Source organism: Pseudomonas sp. SWRI81 (assembly GCF_014268545.1).
Taxonomy (GTDB): Bacteria; Pseudomonadota; Gammaproteobacteria; order Pseudomonadales; family Pseudomonadaceae; genus Aquipseudomonas; species Aquipseudomonas hamedanensis.
Genome location: NZ_JABWQS010000014.1, coordinates 105,062 through 122,272 on the forward strand (window position 1 = coordinate 105,062; position 17,211 = coordinate 122,272).

Annotated in this window: 15 protein-coding genes; 4 read left to right on the forward strand and 11 right to left on the reverse strand. The window is 60.1% G+C overall.

The genetic code is table 11. The features are described from left to right. Window positions 1-88: 88 nt before the first annotated feature. Window positions 89-1,162 carry a BMP family ABC transporter substrate-binding protein gene (locus HU765_RS11805; protein ID WP_186620592.1) on the reverse strand — a complete coding sequence of 358 codons (1,074 nt, stop codon included), beginning with the start codon at window positions 1,160-1,162 and terminating at the stop codon, window positions 89-91. A gap of 288 nt (window positions 1,163-1,450) precedes the next feature. On the opposite strand from HU765_RS11805, the gene HU765_RS11810 reads away from it, so the two are divergent. After that, window positions 1,451-2,542 (forward strand): calcium:proton antiporter, encoded by a 1,092-nt coding sequence (locus HU765_RS11810; RefSeq protein ID WP_186620594.1) that lies wholly within the window; start codon window positions 1,451-1,453, stop codon window positions 2,540-2,542. Between the two features lie 122 nt (window positions 2,543-2,664). Here HU765_RS11810 and HU765_RS11815 read toward each other — a convergent pair whose 3' ends face one another. From HU765_RS11815 to HU765_RS11825, 3 genes are all read right to left on the reverse strand, one after another. Beyond that, on the reverse strand, window positions 2,665-4,023 hold the full coding sequence (locus HU765_RS11815; protein WP_186620596.1) for an 8-oxoguanine deaminase: 1,359 nt from the start codon (window positions 4,021-4,023) through the stop codon (window positions 2,665-2,667). Window positions 4,024-4,293: 270 nt separating this feature from the next. Further along, window positions 4,294-4,980 carry an SDR family oxidoreductase gene (locus HU765_RS11820; protein ID WP_186620598.1) on the reverse strand — a complete coding sequence of 229 codons (687 nt, stop codon included), beginning with the start codon at window positions 4,978-4,980 and terminating at the stop codon, window positions 4,294-4,296. An 18-nt stretch (window positions 4,981-4,998) separates the two neighbouring features. Beyond that, complete coding sequence (locus tag HU765_RS11825) at window positions 4,999-5,355, reverse strand: MerR family transcriptional regulator (RefSeq protein WP_186620600.1); 357 nt, start codon at window positions 5,353-5,355, stop codon at window positions 4,999-5,001. A gap of 84 nt (window positions 5,356-5,439) precedes the next feature. Here HU765_RS11825 and HU765_RS11830 point away from each other — a divergent pair, with 84 nt between their 5' ends. After that, window positions 5,440-5,859, forward strand: coding sequence for a hypothetical protein (locus HU765_RS11830; RefSeq protein WP_186620602.1), 420 nt, complete (start codon window positions 5,440-5,442; stop codon window positions 5,857-5,859). Between the two features lie 79 nt (window positions 5,860-5,938). On the opposite strand, the gene HU765_RS11835 is transcribed toward HU765_RS11830, so the two are convergent. The 7 genes from HU765_RS11835 to HU765_RS11865 form a co-directional block, all read right to left on the reverse strand. Further along, window positions 5,939-6,865: an ABC transporter permease gene (locus HU765_RS11835; protein WP_186620604.1), complete on the reverse strand. Its 927-nt coding sequence runs from the start codon at window positions 6,863-6,865 to the stop codon at window positions 5,939-5,941. Then, a complete protein-coding gene (locus HU765_RS11840; protein WP_186620606.1) occupies window positions 6,865-7,971 on the reverse strand; it encodes an ABC transporter permease in 1,107 nt (368 codons plus the stop codon). The genes HU765_RS11835 and HU765_RS11840 overlap by 1 nt, the downstream gene beginning before the upstream one ends. 13 nt (window positions 7,972-7,984) lie before the next feature. After that, window positions 7,985-9,532: an ABC transporter ATP-binding protein gene (locus HU765_RS11845; protein WP_186620608.1), complete on the reverse strand. Its 1,548-nt coding sequence runs from the start codon at window positions 9,530-9,532 to the stop codon at window positions 7,985-7,987. Window positions 9,533-10,140: 608 nt separating this feature from the next. Beyond that, window positions 10,141-10,722: a YigZ family protein gene (locus HU765_RS11850; RefSeq protein ID WP_186620610.1), complete on the reverse strand. Its 582-nt coding sequence runs from the start codon at window positions 10,720-10,722 to the stop codon at window positions 10,141-10,143. A 7-nt stretch (window positions 10,723-10,729) separates the two neighbouring features. Then, complete coding sequence (locus tag HU765_RS11855) at window positions 10,730-11,380, reverse strand: TetR/AcrR family transcriptional regulator (RefSeq protein ID WP_186620612.1); 651 nt, start codon at window positions 11,378-11,380, stop codon at window positions 10,730-10,732. Window positions 11,381-11,469: 89 nt separating this feature from the next. Next, window positions 11,470-12,858, reverse strand: a complete 1,389-nt coding sequence (locus tag HU765_RS11860; RefSeq protein WP_186620614.1) for a nucleobase:cation symporter-2 family protein — start codon at window positions 12,856-12,858, stop codon at window positions 11,470-11,472. Between the two features lie 142 nt (window positions 12,859-13,000). Next, on the reverse strand, window positions 13,001-13,921 hold the full coding sequence (locus tag HU765_RS11865) for a LysR family transcriptional regulator (protein ID WP_186620616.1): 921 nt from the start codon (window positions 13,919-13,921) through the stop codon (window positions 13,001-13,003). 137 nt (window positions 13,922-14,058) lie between these two features. On the opposite strand from HU765_RS11865, the gene HU765_RS11870 reads away from it, so the two are divergent. Then, on the forward strand, window positions 14,059-15,408 hold the full coding sequence (locus HU765_RS11870) for an aspartate aminotransferase family protein (RefSeq protein WP_042609779.1): 1,350 nt from the start codon (window positions 14,059-14,061) through the stop codon (window positions 15,406-15,408). Between the two features lie 143 nt (window positions 15,409-15,551). Continuing rightward, window positions 15,552-17,045 carry a CoA-acylating methylmalonate-semialdehyde dehydrogenase gene (locus HU765_RS11875; RefSeq protein ID WP_186620618.1) on the forward strand — a complete coding sequence of 498 codons (1,494 nt, stop codon included), beginning with the start codon at window positions 15,552-15,554 and terminating at the stop codon, window positions 17,043-17,045. Window positions 17,046-17,211 lie beyond the last annotated feature (166 nt).

Below are 17,211 nucleotides of genomic sequence, written 5' to 3' on the forward strand. Positions count from 1 at the left end.
GGCGTCGTGTCAGTCGCTAAATGTATTGCCTGACACACCGCATTCGCGAGCAAGCCCGCTCCCACAGGGACGATGTCTGATTTGGGGATTACTTCGGCATCTCTGCCTTCATACCCTCGACGTAGTAATTCATCGACGCCAGTTCTGCATTCGTCGCGCTCACCCCCGCCGGGATTTTTTCCGCACCGCTCTGATCCTTGATCGGCCCGGTGAACGGCTGCAATGCACCGCTCTTGATGTCAGCGATGATCTGCTCGGCCTCGGCTTTCACCGGTGCCGGGACCAGGTCGCTGATCGGCAGTTGCACCGTGCCTTCCTTCAGGCCGCCCCAGTAATCCTGGGGTTTCCACGTGTGATCGATGACGCTTTGCGTCGCCTGAATGTAGTGCGGCGCCCAGTCGTTGACGATGGAAGTCAGCACCGCTTTCGGCCCGAAATGCGCCATGTCCGAGGCGTAACCCACCGCGTATACGCCACGTCGTTCAGCGGCCTGGATCGGCGCCGGGCTGTCGGTGTGCTGGAACACCACGTCGACGCCCTGATCGATCAGGGCGTTGGCGGCATCGGCTTCCTTGCCCGGATCGAACCAGGAGTTGACCCACACCACTTTGATTTCGGTGCCGGGGTTGTACTTGTTCAAGGCCAGTTGAATGGCGTTGATGTCGCGAATCACCTCGGGAATCGGGAACGAGGCGACATAGCCGATCTTCTTGGTTTTGGTCATCTTGGCCGCGAGGAAACCGCCGACGTAGCGCCCCTCGTAAGTACGCGCCAGGTAGGTGCCGAGGTTCTTGTCCTGCTTGTAGCCAGTGGCGTGTTCGAACGTCACCTTGGGAAACTGCTTGGCGACTTTCAGCGTCGGGTTCATATAACCGAAAGAGGTGGTGAAGATCAGGTCGTACTTGTCCTTGGCCATGTTGCGAATGACCCGCTCGGCGTCGGCGCCTTCGGCGACGTTTTCCACGTAATTGGTGGTGATCTGCGCGCCGAACTTATCCGCCAGCGCCTTGCGCCCCTGTTCATGCTGATACGTCCAGCCGTGGTCGCCGATCGGACCGATGTAAACGAAACCGACCTTCAGCGGATCGGCAGCGCTGGCGCTCAGGCTGATCCCCAGACCGATGGCGGCGCACAGCAGTTTGTGCAGCGGACGTGTTTGCATGAATGGCAGCTCCATTTTGTTGTGTGTGCTGAGGGTCAATGCAAATTGCTGACCAACAGGACAACAAACTTTCCGGAACCGTGTGATGGCTATCGCGAGCAGGCTCACTCCTACATTTGAAATGCGTTCCCTTGTAGGAGTGAGCCTGCTCGCGATAGGGCCATCAAGGCCAATAAAGGTGCACCTGCTCAAGCACCGCCATCGCTTGGTGCGCTAAGGTGTAACGAAACATTTAGCGCCGCCCGACAGTCAGTAGCTTCATCAGCTCTTTTCGGCAAAAGGCCCGCCATGCTCTCAATCCTCAAGCAAGAAAGCTTTCTGCTGCTGGCAGTCATTGCCGCGTGCATCGCTTATCCACTGGAACACTGGCTGTTGCACAGCGGCCAGATCGTCGCGCTGCTCGGCGGCCTGATACTGATCGCCTTCATCGTCGCCGCCTCGATGCGCGTCGCCCATCACGCCGAATTGCTCGCGGAAAAGGTCGGCGATCCCTACGGCACAATGATCCTCACCCTTGCGGCGGTGTTGGTGGAAGTCGTGATTCTGGCGATCATGATGAGCAACGAGGCCTCGGCCACCCTGGTGCGCGACACGATTTATTCGGCGGTCATGCTCGATATCAACGGCATCCTCGGCCTCGCCGCGCTGATGGGCGGCATCAAGCACGGCGAGCAGTCCTACAACGACGATTCGGCGCGCAGCTACAGCGTGATGATCCTCACGGCCATGGGCGTGTCGATGGTGGTCCCGGAGTTTATTCCCGAGGCCAACTGGAAGTTGTATTCGGCGTTCACCATCGGCGCGATGGTGGTGTTGTATGCGCTGTTTCTGCGCATGCAGGTCGGCCCGCACAGTTATTTTTTCAGCTATAGCTATCCGGACAAACGGCGCAAGAAAGAGCCGATCGAGCAAGAACCGAAACCGGTCAGTCTGGCGCTGTCGATCGGCATTCTGGTGTTCGGCGTGGTGGTGATCGGCGCACTCGCCGAGGTCATGTCCAAAACCCTCGATTTGGGCCTGGAAGGCACGGGCGCACCGCCGGTAATCACGGCGATTCTGGTGGCGGCGATTTCGGCGGCGCCGGAAATTCTGACCGCGTTGCGCGCGGCGCTGGCGAACCGCATGCAATCGGTGGTGAACATCGCAATGGGCGCGTCACTGTCGACGGTGATCCTTACCGTGCCGGTGATGGAAGCGATGGCGTTGTACACCGGCCAGCCGTTTCAGATGGCGATGACGCCGGTGCAGACAGTGATGATCTTCATCACCCTGATTGTCAGTGCGATCAACCTGAATGACGGCGAAACCAATGCCATTGAGGGCATGACGCACTTTGTGCTGTTTGCGACGTTCATCATGCTGTCCCTGCTGGGTCTTTAGGGAAACTAAAAAACCTGTGGGAGCGGGCTTGCTCGCGAATGCGGTGTTTCAGGCGGCTCAATAGTGACTGATACGACGCCTTCGCGAGCAAGCCCGCTCCCACAGTTTTAATCTGTGTTCACTCAGGTGCCGGCGATCAGTTGCCGCGCCGCCTGGCTGTGATCGGCGATCAGGCCTTTGAGATCCAGCCCCTCAACCTGCCCATCGACCACGCGCCACTTGCCACCAATCATCACCCGGTCCGCGCGGTCAGCCCCACACAGCAGCAGTGCCGAGATCGGGTCATGGCTGCCGGAGAAACGCAGTTCATCGAGCTTGAACAAGGCCAGATCCGCCTGTTTGCCCACAGCGATTTCGCCGATGTCGGTACGGCCCAGCAGGCTCGCCGAACCTTGGGTCGCCCAACCCAGCACGCGTTCCGGGGTGATCTTTTCGGCGCCGTAGCGCAGGCGCTGGATGTACAGCGCCTGACGCGCTTCAAGGATCATGTTCGAGGCATCGTTGGACGCCGAACCGTCAACACCGAGACCGAACAGCGCGCCGGCGTCGGTCAGCTCGATGCTCGGGCAGATCCCGGAAGCCAGGCGCATGTTCGAACTCGGGCAGTGGCAGATACCGGTGCCGGCCTGGCCGAGGCGGGCGATTTCATCGGGGTTGAAATGGATGCCGTGGGCCAGCCAGGTGCGCGGGCCGAGCCAGCCGACACTGTCTAGATAATCGACGGTGCGCAGGCCGAAGCGTTGCAGGCAGAATTCTTCTTCATCGAGGGTTTCAGCGAGGTGGGTGTGCAGGCGCACATCAAGTTTGTTCGCCAGTTCGGCGCTGGCCGACATGATTTCGGGCGTGACCGAAAACGGCGAGCAGGGCGCCAGGGCGATCTGAACCTGCGCGCCGTCGCCACGCTCGTGGTATTCGTGAATCAGGCGCTGGCTGTCGTCGAGAATCACCTGACCTTCCTGCACGGTCTGCTGTGGAGGCAGGCCGCCGTCCTTCTCGCCGAGGCTCATCGAACCGCGGGTGAGCATGGCGCGCATGCCCAGTTCGCGCACCGTTTCGACTTGCACGTCGATGGCGTTCTCCAGACCGTCCGGGAACAAGTAGTGATGATCTGCGGCGGTGGTGCAGCCCGAGAGCAGCAGCTCGGCCAACGCCACTTTGGTCGCGAGCGCGAGTTTTTCCGGGGTCAGCCGGGCCCATACCGGGTAGAGGGTTTTCAGCCACGGAAACAGCGGCTGATTGACCACCGGCGCCCAGGCGCGGGTCAGGGTCTGATAGAAATGATGGTGGGTGTTGATCAGGCCCGGCAGGATTACATGCTCGCGGGCATCGAACACTTCATGGCACGGCGCCGACGGCTGCTGACCCGCCGCGAGCACTTCGACGATCACACCGTCTTGCAGCACCAGACCGCCACGGGCATCGAGCGCGTTGGCCGTGAAAATGGCGAGGGGATTTTTTAACCAGGTACGGGTCGCAGGCATTGTGGCCGGCTCCTCTGAAAGTTGGGTTCAGGGTTGCCAGCTCAGTGTTGCCCTGTCTGCTGATCCAGGGTCGCCGCAAAGGACGAGGCGCGCAGTGTCAGACAAATCGCCAAGGCGGGCAAGCCCCACCCGACCATTCACCAAGATCCCCCTGTAGGAGTGAGCCTGCTCCGGGCGGCGTTCCGACGATAGCGGTGTGTCAGATAAATATGTCTAACCTGACACACCGCTATCGCGAGCAGGCTCACTCCTACACAGGGATTTGCATGCTTACCAGGGAATCGTTTCACCCTTGTAATTGACGAAGTGATGCCCGCCCTTGCCGCTGAACGCATTCACCTGATCGATCAGCCCGCGCGTACTGGTCTCGACATCGATATCGGCGCCATCGCCGCCCATGTCCGTCTTCACCCAGCCCGGATGCAGCGACAGCACGGTCAGTTTCTGCTCGCCCAGTTGCGTGACAAAGCTGTTGGTCATCGAATTGAGGGCCGCCTTGCTCGCCTTGTACAGCGCCAGTTCTGGCGCGTCCGGCATGGTTACGCTGCCGAGCACCGAACTCATGAACGCCAGCACACCGCTGCCGTCGCGGATCTGCCCGACAAAACGCTGGGCCAGATTGATCGGCGCCACGGCGTTGGTGAAAAACAATTGGCCGACCTCGGCCAGTGTCGCGCCGCCCGGGGTCTGCACGTCGGGGCCCTTGACTCCGGCGTTGACGAACAGCAGGTCGAAGGTTTCGCCTTTGAGTTTCTGATTCAGGGCGATCACCGCTTGCTGATCGTCCATGTCGAGCTTTTCGATGCGCACGTCACCCAGCGCTTGCAGCGCCTCGGCCTTTTGCGGATTGCGCACCGTTGCGGTCACTTGCCAGCCGTCGGCGAGCAAGGTTTTCACCAGACCGAGGCCCAAGCCCCGGGAGGCGCCGATGATCAATGCGGTTTTTGCCTGAGACATGATGGGTTTCCTTGAAAGTCAGCGTTCAGGGTTCAATGGACACGCCTGACCGAGCCGCAGTTGCAGCTCCTGGCGCAGCGTGTCGAGTTCGCTCATGCGGGTTTCAACCAATTGCAGTTTGTCACGCAGCAATTGCGCCACGGCGTTTTCCGGGTCGCGGGCGTGCCACAGGGCGGCGACGCTGTTGCCGATCTCGCCCAGAGTAAAGCCCAGCCGCTGCGCGGTTTTGATGTAGAGCACCAGTTGCACCATTTCCGGCGGATAGTCACGGTAGCCGTTAGCGCTGCGTTGCGCCGCGATCAGCCCGCGCTGCTCATAAAAGCGCAAGGTGTCACGGCTGACCGCGCTGGCCCGGGCTAATTCACCGATGCGCATGCTGTTTTCTCGAATGGGGTATTGACCCTGGAGCATACCCCAGGCTTTAACGTGCCTGCTCCCTGAATTTCTGGAGCAAGGATGATGTGGACCGCAACGCAGTATCGCAACGTGGTGCGCGGCAGCGCCTGGTATGACCTGATCGTCACGGCAGCGTTTGTCACGCCGTGGAGCTTCGCGCTTGTGCATGGGCTGCTGAGCTCGCTGGATTTCCCTGGCGAACTGCCGCCGTTCCAATCCATGCACATGCTGATGGCGAACTTGTTGGGCTCAGTGGTCTGTGTCTGGGCGGTGCTGCGGATTCGTGATCCGCAGGCGCTTTATGGACGCTATGACGCGGTGGGGCGGTTTCTGTTTGCGGCGTGGCAAGGGTATGCCTTGCTGCACGGCGCCAGTTCGATCCTTGTGGTCTTTCTTATCTTCGAACTGGCGTGGGGCGTGGTTCAGGCACTGCCCATTTGTGGCGAGGGAGCTTGCTCCCGCTCGGCTGCGCAGCAGTCGTAAAAGGTCTTCCAGGATCAATATCGAGGGCCGCTTCGCGCCCCAGCGGGAGCAAGCTCCCTCGCCACAGGTTTGTATCTGCCTAATGTCCTGACTGCCAAGGTTGCCCCAACGAAACCGGCGCATACAGCCGTGTGCGCACGGCATCGCGGGACAACAACACCAACACCACAATCGTCGCGACATACGGCAACATCGCCAGCAGACTCGAAGGAATCGCCAGCCCCAACCCCTGCGCCACCAGGTGCAGGATGCTGGCGAGGCCGAACAGATACGCCCCCAGCAACAACCGCCACACGCGCCAACTGGCAAATACCACCAGCGCCAAGGCGATCCAGCCACGCCCGGCAGTCATGTTTTCGGCCCACATAGGCGTATAGGCCAGCGACAGATAGGCCCCGGCCAACCCGGCCATCGCACCGCCGAACAAGACCGCCAACGTGCGCACGGTCAGCACCGGCAAGCCCATGGCGCTGGCTGCATCCGGATTTTCGCCGACCGCCTGAATGATCAGGCCCACGCGACTTTTCATGATCACCCACGCCACCAGCGCAAACAGCGCGAACGACAGGTACACCAGCAGATCCTGGGCAAACAGCATTCTTCCGATCAGCGGAATTTCACTCAACAACGGAATGGCCAGCGGCTCGAATCCAGCCAGCGGTTTACCGACCCAGGCCGCGCCGACAAACGTCGAAAGCCCGACACCGAAAATCGTCAGGGCCAGCCCGGTCGCCACCTGATTGGCATTGAATACCAGCGCGACCAAGGCAAACAGCGACGACAGCAGCATCCCGGCGAGCATCGCCAGCAGAACACCCAGCCACAGGTTGCCGCTGTTGAGGGCGACGATAAACCCGATCACGGCGCCGAACAGCATCATGCCTTCCTGGCCGAGGTTGAGTACGCCGCTCTTCTCGCAGATCAGTTCACCCAGCGCCACCAGGAGCAGCGGCGTGCCGCAGCGGACCATGGCATAGAAAATATTACTCAACAGATCGATATCCATCACAGCGCTCCGGCGGTTACGGCAGGGGTCGAGGCGCGCCGGGTCCAGCGCAGTTTCAGGCGTGGCCGATAGAGAATCAGCACGTCACAGGCAAGCAGGAAAAACAGCATCATTCCCTGAAACAACTGGGTGATCGCCTGCGGCAGATTGAGCGCCATCTGCGCGCTCTCGCCGCCGATGTAGAGCAGTGCCATCAACAGGCTGGCAAACAGAATGCCGATCGGATTGAGCCGACCGAGAAACGCCACGGTGATCGCCGCGTAGCCATAACCCGGTGAGACCTGCGGCACCAGTTGGCCAATCGGCCCGGTCACTTCGCAAACGCCGGCCAGCCCGGCCAAGCCACCACTGATCAACAGCACCAGCCAGACCAGACGCTTTTCGCGAAAGCCGACAAAGCCTGCTGCGCGCTTGTCCAGGCCGAGTACCTTGATCTGGAATCCGACAAAGCTTTTTTGCAACAACACCCACACCGCGACCAGAGCGAGCAGGGCGAAATACGCCCCGGCGTGCGCGCGGCCATCCTCCAGCAGCAACGGTAAGCGACTGGCGTCGCCGAACATCGCCGATTCGGGGAAATTGAATCCGGCAGGGTCTTTCAGCGGACCATGTACGCAAAACAGCAGCAGGTTCAGGGCGATGTAATTGAGCATGATGCTGGTGAGGATTTCGTTGGCGTTGAAGCGTGTACGCAGCCATGCCGTCAGGCCGGCCCATGCAGCGCCCGCCAGCGTGCCGGTCAGCAGAATCAGCACCAGCGCCCAGCGGCTGTGCATCTCGATAATGTTCACCGCCAGAGCACTGCCGGCCAGTGCACCGAGCAGCAACTGACCTTCGGCGCCGATGTTCCATACTCGCGCCTGATAAGCCACGGCCAGCCCAAGTGCACAAAGCACAATCGGCAGCGCTTTGACCAGCAGTTCGCCGACACCGTACAGATCGCTGACCGGCGCAATTAGCAGCGTGTGCAAGGTTTGCAGCGGATCGTGGCCGAGTGCGATGAACAGCAGCGAGCCACAGCCGAGGGTCAGCACCGCCGCCAATAACGGCGAGCACCACAGCATCAGGCGCGATTGCTGACCACGGGGTTCGAGAGAAAGCAGCATGGTTGAAACTCCGTTAAACCAGGGCGGCGCAAGGTGAGTGATCGAACTGGCCGGCCATCCACGCGCCGACGTCGCTCAGTTGCGTATCGCGGGTGTCGCGTAGCGCCGACAGTCGTCCGCCACACAGGGCGCCGAGGCGGTCGCTGATCTGGAACAGCTCGTCGAGGTCTTCGGAAATCACCAGAATCGCCGCGCCGGCATCGCGCAGGGCGATCAATGCGCGGTGGATGGTCGCCGCGGCACCGACGTCGACGCCCCAGGTCGGGTGCGCGGCGACCAGCAGTTTCGGTTGTTGCAGGATTTCCCGGCCCAGAATGAATTTCTGCAGATTGCCGCCGGACAGGCTGCGCGCGGCGGTTTGCGTGTCAGGAGTTTTCACGCCGAAACGCTGGATGATCTGTTGGGCAAGGGCTTCGACTTTGCCGCGTTGGATCAAGCCGTTGCTGACCAGCCCTTGCTGGAAAGCACTGAGCAGGGCGTTATCGGCCAGACTCAAATCCGGCACTGCGCCGTGGCCGAGGCGTTCAGCAGGCACGAACGCCAGGCCCAGTCCACGCCGCGCATCCGCACGCAAATCCGCGACGTTGCGCTCAGCGAAGCGAATGGTCGCGGCTTCTGCCCGAGGTAATGTCTGTTCGCCGCTGAGCAGGGCGAGCAGCTCATCCTGGCCATTGCCGGCGACCCCGGCGATGCCGACGATTTCGCCGCTGCACACTTGCAGGTCGACGCCTGACAGCGAACAGCCGAACGGATCCGGGTTGTGCCAGCTCAAACCCTGCACCTGCAAAAAAGCCGCGCCACCGCTGACCTTCGGATACTCGCCAATCAACGTCGCCGCTGCGCCGACCATCAGTTGCGCCAGTTGCTGATCCGAACACTCGGCAGGTACGCAATGCCCGGCAACCCGACCGCCACGCAGCACCGTGGCGCTGTGGCACAAGGCACGCACCTCACCGAGCTTGTGGCTGATAAACAGAATGCTGCAACCCTCAGCGGCGAGGCGGCGCAGGGTGATGAACAAGTCGTCGGCCTCTTGCGGCGTCAGCACCGAAGTCGGTTCGTCGAGGATCAGCAAGCGGATGTCCTGCATCAGGCAACGGATGATTTCCACCCGTTGCCGCTCGCCAATCGACAGGCTGTGGACAAGTCGCTCCGGCTCCAGCGCCATGCCGTAGCGCTGCGACACTTCGCGAATCTTCGGCTCCAGTTGCTGCGGCGTGCCGGCCGCGGCGCCCATGGCCAAAGCAATGTTCTGCGCCACGCTGAGGGTTTCGAACAGCGAGAAATGCTGGAACACCATGCCAATCCCCAACTGCCGCGCCTGGGCCGGATTGCGGATATGCACGCGCTGACCTTCCCAAAGCGTTTCACCGCTGTCGCACTGGGTGACACCGTAAATGATCTTCATCAGGGTACTTTTGCCCGCACCGTTTTCGCCGAGCAGGGCGTGGATTTCACCCGGTGCAATGCTCAGGTCGATGGCATCGTTGGCCAGGCAACCGGGGTAGCGTTTGCTGATCTGGCGCAGTTGCAGGCGCGGAACAGAAGGGGCGGTGGGCATGACAGGCTCGACTGACTTGGAGTTGTGCCTGTGGATAAAGCAATTTCCTGGCCAGTGAGTCAGGAACGCGCGCCGATCGTTGCAGCCCGTGCCGATTGCCCAGGCTCAGCGCCCGGTTAGGCTTTCTGCCGAGCACCATTTCAGCGCAAAGCCTTTGACCAGGCTCCAGTTTCGCCCGCGGGTGGTTGGTTAAAAAACGAGCAATTGCTTGGGGCCTAGGCAGATCCAGCGACTGCGGCGGTCATGAACGGGTTATCCACAGGTTGTTCCACAGTAATTGTGTGCAAGCGGCGAACCCGGGCATAAGCACTGTGATGCTTTCTTCTAAAGGTGATAAACGCGGCTAACTGATTGTTTTTAATTTGAATTTCCTTTTCGTCGGATGAATTGAACGAAAAGTGAACAAACCGCGCAAAGCCGCATGACAGAAGGGTTACAGCGATATGTGCTCAGGTTATCCACAGTCGGGTGCACAGCGGATGTGGGCAAGTTGGCAGAAAATGGAATTCACGTAACGCCCCAAAAAGATCGCAGCGTTCCGCAGCTCCTACAATTGGAATGTGATCCCCCTGTAGGAGCTGCGGAACGCTGCGATCTTTTGATCTTCTTCAACGCTGCAACAAAATCCGCCCACGACTCAAATCAGCAAGTTGCGATTGCAAGATATCGATCTGCGCTTCCCCCACCGCCAACTTCAACTCAACGCCATTGGCAGTAAAGTTTTCCTCCACCACCAATCCGCCCAGATCCGCCACCCGCAACTTCACCAGCGCCAACTCGGCAAACCCGCAAGCGCAACTTAACGGCACGCGGCTGATCAACTCGATTTTCGCCGCCGCTTGCAGGCATTTGTTGGCCCCGCCGCCATAAGCCCGGGCCAGACCGCCAGTGCCGAGTTGAATACCGCCATACCAGCGAATCACCAGCACCGCGACCTGGTCGCAATCCTGCGCTTCAATCGCCGCGAGAATCGGTCGCCCGGCCGTACCGCCGGGTTCGCCATCGTCGGTGCTGCGATATTGCGCGCCGAGCTTCCACGCCCAGCAGTTGTGCGTGGCGTTCAAGTCGCTGTGCTGCTCGAAGAACGCCTGCGCGTCGGCGGGGCTGCTGATCGGAGTGGCCAAGGTGATAAAGCGGCTTTTGCGAATCTCTTCGCGGTACTCGCAAAAACCGCTGAGGGTGAAAGGCATAAACGTCTTATAGAGAAGGTGTGAGGCCGCAGCCTTTGAGGATGATGCGAATCAGGTTGTTGCCGGCGTCTTCCATGTCCTGTCTGGTCAACTTGCTGCGCCCGGTCACGCGGCAGATCTGCGTGGCGAAGTCGGCATAATGCTGGGTGCTGCCCCACAGCAGGAAGATCAGGTGCACCGGGTCGACCGGGTCCATTTTGCCTGCATCGATCCAGGCCTGAAATACCGCCGCCCGGCCGGTGAACCAGGTGCGGTAATCCTGATTGAAATACTCGCTCAGGCATTCGCCGCCGCTGATCACTTCCATCGCGAAAATTCGCGAGGCTTGTGGCTGGCGACGGGAGAACTCCATTTTCGCGCGAATATAGCGGGTCAGCGCCTCGGCGGGATCGTCCTCGGCGGTGAGGGTGTTGAAGGTGCTGTCCCACAGCTCAATGATGTTGCTCAGCACCGCCACGTACAAACCGAGTTTGTTGGTGAAGTAGTAATGCAGATTGGCCTTGGGCAACCCGGCATTCTGGGCGATGGTGTTCATGCTGGTGCCTTTGTACCCGTGACGGGCGAACTCGTCTTCGGCGGCTTTGAGGATGGTCTCTTCGTTCTTCTGACGAATGCGGCTGGCGGGTTTGCCGCCATGGGCTGGGACTTCAAAGGTCATAGGCACTTCCGGGATTGTCTGTGGGTGCAGCCAGGTTGCGTTGATAGCGCACCCACAGGCATCCGACAAGTCCTTGCGCAATAAAACCGTTACGCCTGTTCGATCTTGTTCAATGGTGCGGGGCTTTTGGCCGCTGCGGTTTTGCCTTCCGGCAACAACAGGCAAAGGAATATTGCCGTAAGCCCGCCGCTGGTGATCGCCGAGTCGAACAGGTTCTGCACCAGTTTCGGCAGCAGGTGCAGCAGGTTCGGTTGCGCGGCGATGCCCAGGCCGACGCCGAACGAGGTGGCGATGATCAGCATGCTGCGCCGGTCCAGCGGCGACTGCGCGAGGATGCGCACACCCGCCGCCGCGACGGCCCCGAACATCACCAGCGTGGCGCCGCCCAATACCGGTTTGGGAATCTGTTGCAGCACCGCGCCGATCAGCGGGAACAGGCCGAGACAGAACAGGATCGCGCCGATGTACAGTCCCACGTAGCGGCTGGCGACGCCCGTCAATTGAATCACGCCATTGTTCTGCGCGAACGTAGTGTTAGGGAAAGCGCTGAACGTGGCCGCGATCATGCAACTGACGCCATCGCCGAGCACGCCGCCGCGCAAGCGACTTATATAAGAAGGGCCGCTGATCGGCTGACGCGCGAGCATGCAGTTGGCGGTGAGGTCGCCGACGGTTTCGATGGTGCTGATCAGATAAATCAGCGCGACAGGCAGGAAAGCTGTCCAGTCGAAGCTGAAACCGAACTTGAATGGCGTAGGAAAACTCACCAAAGGTAAGTCAGGCAATGGCTGGGGGATCAGTTTCCCACTGAACCAGGCCGCGAGGCTTCCCAGCAGCAGGCCGACGATGATCGCCGACAGCCGTATCCACGGCGTATTTGAGCGGTTGAGCAGAATGATCGTCAGCAACACGAACACGCCCAGCGCCAGATTGCCTGGCGCACCGAAGTCCGGCGCATTGAAGCCACCGCCCAGATCGGTGATGCCCACCTTGATCAAACTGATGCCGATCAGGGTAATGACGATCCCGGTCACTAACGGCGTAACGACTCGGCGCAACTGACCGATAAAACGGCTGAGCACGATTTGCACAAGGGCGCCGAAAAAACAGACACCGAAGACCATCGCCAGAATATCTTCCGGGCTGCCGCCACGCTGCTTGACCAGAAAACCGGCCGACAGCACCGCCCCGAGAAAAGCGAAACTGGTGCCTTGCAGACAGATCATGCCCGCGCCGATGCCGAACGGCCGCCGTGCCTGAATAAAGGTGCCGACGCCCGAGACCATCAGCGCCATGCTGATCAGGTACGGCAAATGCGCGGTCAGCCCGAGCGCCGAGCCGATGACCAGCGGCGGGGTGATGATGCCGACGAAACTGGCCAGCACATGTTGCAACGCGGCAAGCAGGGCGGCGAGTGGTTTGGGGCGGTCGTTGAGGCCGTAGATGAGTTCACTGGACGAATCGGAATCTGGCTGCATGGCGTTGGCTTCTTTTTGAAGGATCGAGTTAAGCCTTCTCTGCAAAAACCTGTCCACTTGCTCAGCTTTCTGAAGCGATGACCGTCAAAGGCAGGAGCTGGCGAAGGCTCGGGCCGCGTCCGGACGATCTGTGATCTGGCTTTCAGCGCGTCGCCGCCAGACTCTCCAAGAAACTTTCCAGCACCAAATGAGGGCGCCGGCCCTTGCGCGTGACCGATGCCAGGCTCAAATCGTAAAAACGTGTGCCGGCCTTGAGCGCACGCAAACGCCCCTGCTGCACCCAAAGACTGGCGTAGTGATCCGGCAGATAACCAATGTAGCGTCCGGTCAAAATCAGAAACGCCATTCCCTCGCGGTCGGAAGCGCTGGCGGTGCAGTTGAGCGCTTGATAGTGCGCCTGGATGTCTGCCGGCAACCGAAAGGTCGGTGCAATCGCGTCCTGACTGTTCAGGCGCTGGTCATCCAGTTGTTTGTCATCAACATAAAACAACGGATGGCCGACCGCGCAGTAAAGCAGCGAACGTTCGCTGTACAACGGCTGATATTCCAGCCCAGACAACGCGCTGGCCTGCGGCACCACGCCAACATGCAAACGCCCGTCGAGCACGCCTTGCTCGACTTCATTAGGCGCGATCATACGGATCTGGATCTGCACATCCGGCCCGCGCTCCTTCAGTTGGGCGAGGGCGTGGGTGATGCGCATGTGGGGCAGGGTGACGAGGTTGTCGGTCAGGCCAATGATCAACTCGCCACGCAGATGTTGGTGCAGACCGTTGACCTCGGTGCGGAAACTTTCCAGCGCACTCAAGAGCTGTAGCGCCGATTGGTAAACCTCGCGACCTTCCTCGGTCAGGGAAAAACCCGCGCGTCCACGTTGGCACAAGCGCAAACCGAGGCGCTGCTCCAGATCGCTCATCTGCTGGCTGATCGCTGACCGGCCAATGCCAAGCACGGTTTCCGCTGCCGAGAAGCCGCCACATTCGACGACGCTGCGAAAAATCCGCAGCAGGCGAATATCAAAGTCACTGACCTGGGCCAGCGGATCGGGACGGCGGCTGCTCATTTCTTGTTCTCTTTGTTTAGCAGAGATCTGACTGAAGGTTAGAAGAGTTGAATTTCACCGACTTTATCGCCGTGGCAATTTAGCTGCAACAACGCTTTCCATCTCCCTGACGCTTATGCCCTGCGAGGTTTTGCCCGATGAACATGCCTGAAAACGCGCCGTCGCCACTGGCCAGCCAACTGAAGCTGGACGCGCACTGGATGCCGTACACCGCCAACCGCAACTTTCAGCGCGATCCGCGTTTGATCGTCGGCGCCGAAGGCAGTTGGCTGTTCGACGACAAGGGCCGCAAAATCTACGATTCGCTGTCCGGTCTGTGGACCTGCGGCGCCGGGCACACCCGCAAGGAAATTCAGGAAGCCGTTTCGAAACAGTTGGGCACCCTCGATTATTCGCCGGGCTTCCAGTACGGCCATCCGCTGTCGTTTCAGTTGGCTGAAAAAATCACCGAGCTGACGCCGGGCAATCTGAACCATGTGTTCTTTACCGACTCCGGCTCCGAGTGCGCCGATACTGCGGTGAAAATGGTGCGTGCCTACTGGCGTCTGAAAGGGCAGGCGACCAAAACCAAAATGATCGGTCGTGCCCGTGGCTATCACGGTGTGAACATCGCCGGCACCAGCCTCGGCGGCGTCAACGGCAACCGTAAACTGTTCGGCCAGGCGATGATGGATGTTGATCACTTGCCGCACACACTGCTGGCAAGCAATGCCTTTTCCCGTGGCATGCCGGAGCAGGGCGGTATAGCGCTGGCCGACGAGCTGCTGAAGCTCATCGAATTGCACGACGCCTCCAATATAGCCGCAGTGTTCGTGGAGCCAATGGCCGGTTCGGCCGGTGTTCTGGTTCCGCCTCAGGGCTACCTCAAGCGTCTGCGCGAGATCTGCGACCAGCACAACATCTTGCTGGTGTTCGATGAAGTGATCACTGGTTTCGGCCGTACCGGTTCGATGTTTGGCGCCGACAGCTTTGGCGTGACCCCGGACCTGATGTGCATCGCCAAGCAAGTCACCAACGGCGCGATTCCGATGGGCGCGGTGATCGCGAGCTCCGAAATCTACCAAACCTTCATGAACCAGCCGACACCGGAATACGCTGTGGAATTCCCGCACGGCTACACCTACTCGGCACACCCGGTGGCTTGCGCCGCAGGCTTGGCGGCACTCGACTTGCTGCAAAAGGAAAACCTGGTGCAGAGCGTCGCTGAAGTCGCGCCGCATTTCGAAAACGCTCTGCATGGCCTGAAAGGCTCGAAAAACGTCATCGACATCCGCAACTACGGTCTGGCCGGTGCAATCCAGATTGCCGGGCGTGACGGTGACGCCATCGTGCGTCCCTTCGAGGCGGGCATGGCGTTGTGGAAAGCCGGGTTCTACGTGCGCTTCGGCGGCGACACCCTGCAGTTCGGCCCAACCTTCAACAGCAAGCCGCAAGATCTCGATCGTCTGTTCGATGCGGTCGGCGAAGTGCTGAACAAGCTCGACTGATCTTTACAACAACTGTGGGAGCCGAGCTTGCTCGCGAAGGCGTACTTGAACGCGCCAGTGACATCCGGCTCCTCAACGGAACTACCTATATATAGAAGGCGCTTCTTACCTGGCGTCTGTGCACAAGCATTCAGGAGTGTTCGATGAGCGTTATTCCGCATTTGATCAATGGCGAACTGGTGACCGAGAACGGTCGCTCGGTGGATGTGTTCAACCCGTCTACCGGCCAGGCGATCCATAAATTGCCCTTGGCCAGCCAGGCGACCATCCAGAAAGCCATCGACGCCGCCAAGGCTGCGTTCCCTGCGTGGCGCAACACGCCGCCGGCCAAACGTGCCCAGGTGATGTTCCGCTTCAAGCAACTGCTGGAGCAGAACGAAGCGCGCATTTCGCAACTGATCAGCGAAGAGCACGGCAAGACCCTGGAAGACGCCGCCGGTGAATTGAAGCGTGGTATCGAGAACGTCGAGTTCGCCTGCGCAGCACCGGAAATCCTCAAGGGCGAATACAGCCGCAACGTCGGCCCGAACATTGATGCCTGGTCGGACTTTCAGCCGCTGGGGATTGTGGCCGGGATCACCCCGTTCAACTTCCCGGCCATGGTGCCATTGTGGATGTACCCGCTGGCGATCGTCTGCGGCAACTGCTTCATCCTCAAACCGTCCGAGCGCGATCCAAGCTCCACACTGCTGATTGCTCAATTGTTATTGGAAGCAGGCTTGCCGAAAGGTGTGATGAGCGTGGTCCACGGTGACAAGGCGGCGGTGGACGCGTTGATCGAAGCGCCGGAAGTCAAAGCGCTGAGCTTCGTCGGCTCGACACCGATCGCCGAATACATCTACGCCGAAGGCACCAAACGCGGCAAACGCGTTCAGGCACTGGGCGGGGCGAAGAACCATGCAGTGCTGATGCCCGATGCCGACCTGGATAACGCCGTCAGCGCACTGATGGGCGCGGCGTACGGTTCTTGCGGCGAGCGCTGTATGGCGATTTCGGTAGCGGTGTGTGTCGGCGATCAAGTGGCCGATGCGCTGGTGGCGAAACTGGTTCCACAGATCAAGGCGCTGAAAATCGGTGCCGGTACTTCGTGCGGTCTGGACATGGGGCCATTGGTGACCGGGCAGGCGCGTGACAAGGTCAGCGGTTACGTGGATGACGGCGTGGCAGCAGGCGCGACCCTGGTCGTCGACGGTCGCGGGTTGAGTGTGGCAGGGCACGAAGAAGGCTTCTTCCTCGGTGGCTGCCTGTTCGATAATGTCACCCCGCAAATGCGCATCTATAAGGAAGAGATCTTCGGGCCGGTACTGTGCGTCGTCCGTGTGAACAGCCTGGAAGAGGCGATGCAACTGATCAACGATCACGAATACGGCAACGGCACCTGCATCTTCACCCGCGACGGGGAAGCGGCGCGGCTGTTCTGCGACGAGATCGAAGTCGGCATGGTCGGCGTCAACGTGCCGCTGCCAGTGCCGGTGGCTTATCACAGCTTCGGTGGCTGGAAGCGCTCGCTTTTTGGCGATCTGCATGCCTATGGTCCCGATGGTGTGCGCTTCTATACCCGTCGCAAGGCGATTACCCAGCGTTGGCCGCAACGGGCGAGCCATGAAGCTTCGCAGTTTGCATTCCCTAGCTTATAAGTAGCTCGGTGTGCCGAAGGCCGACCGTTAAGGTCGGCCTTCGTGTTTTCGGGGTTTTTTGATCGATATGACAGAATTATTAAAATAGGGGTTGACGGCAGATTCTGGAAGTCTATAATTCGCCCCACTTCTGGCGCAGTCGAAACGGAAAACTCCTTGAGATTCA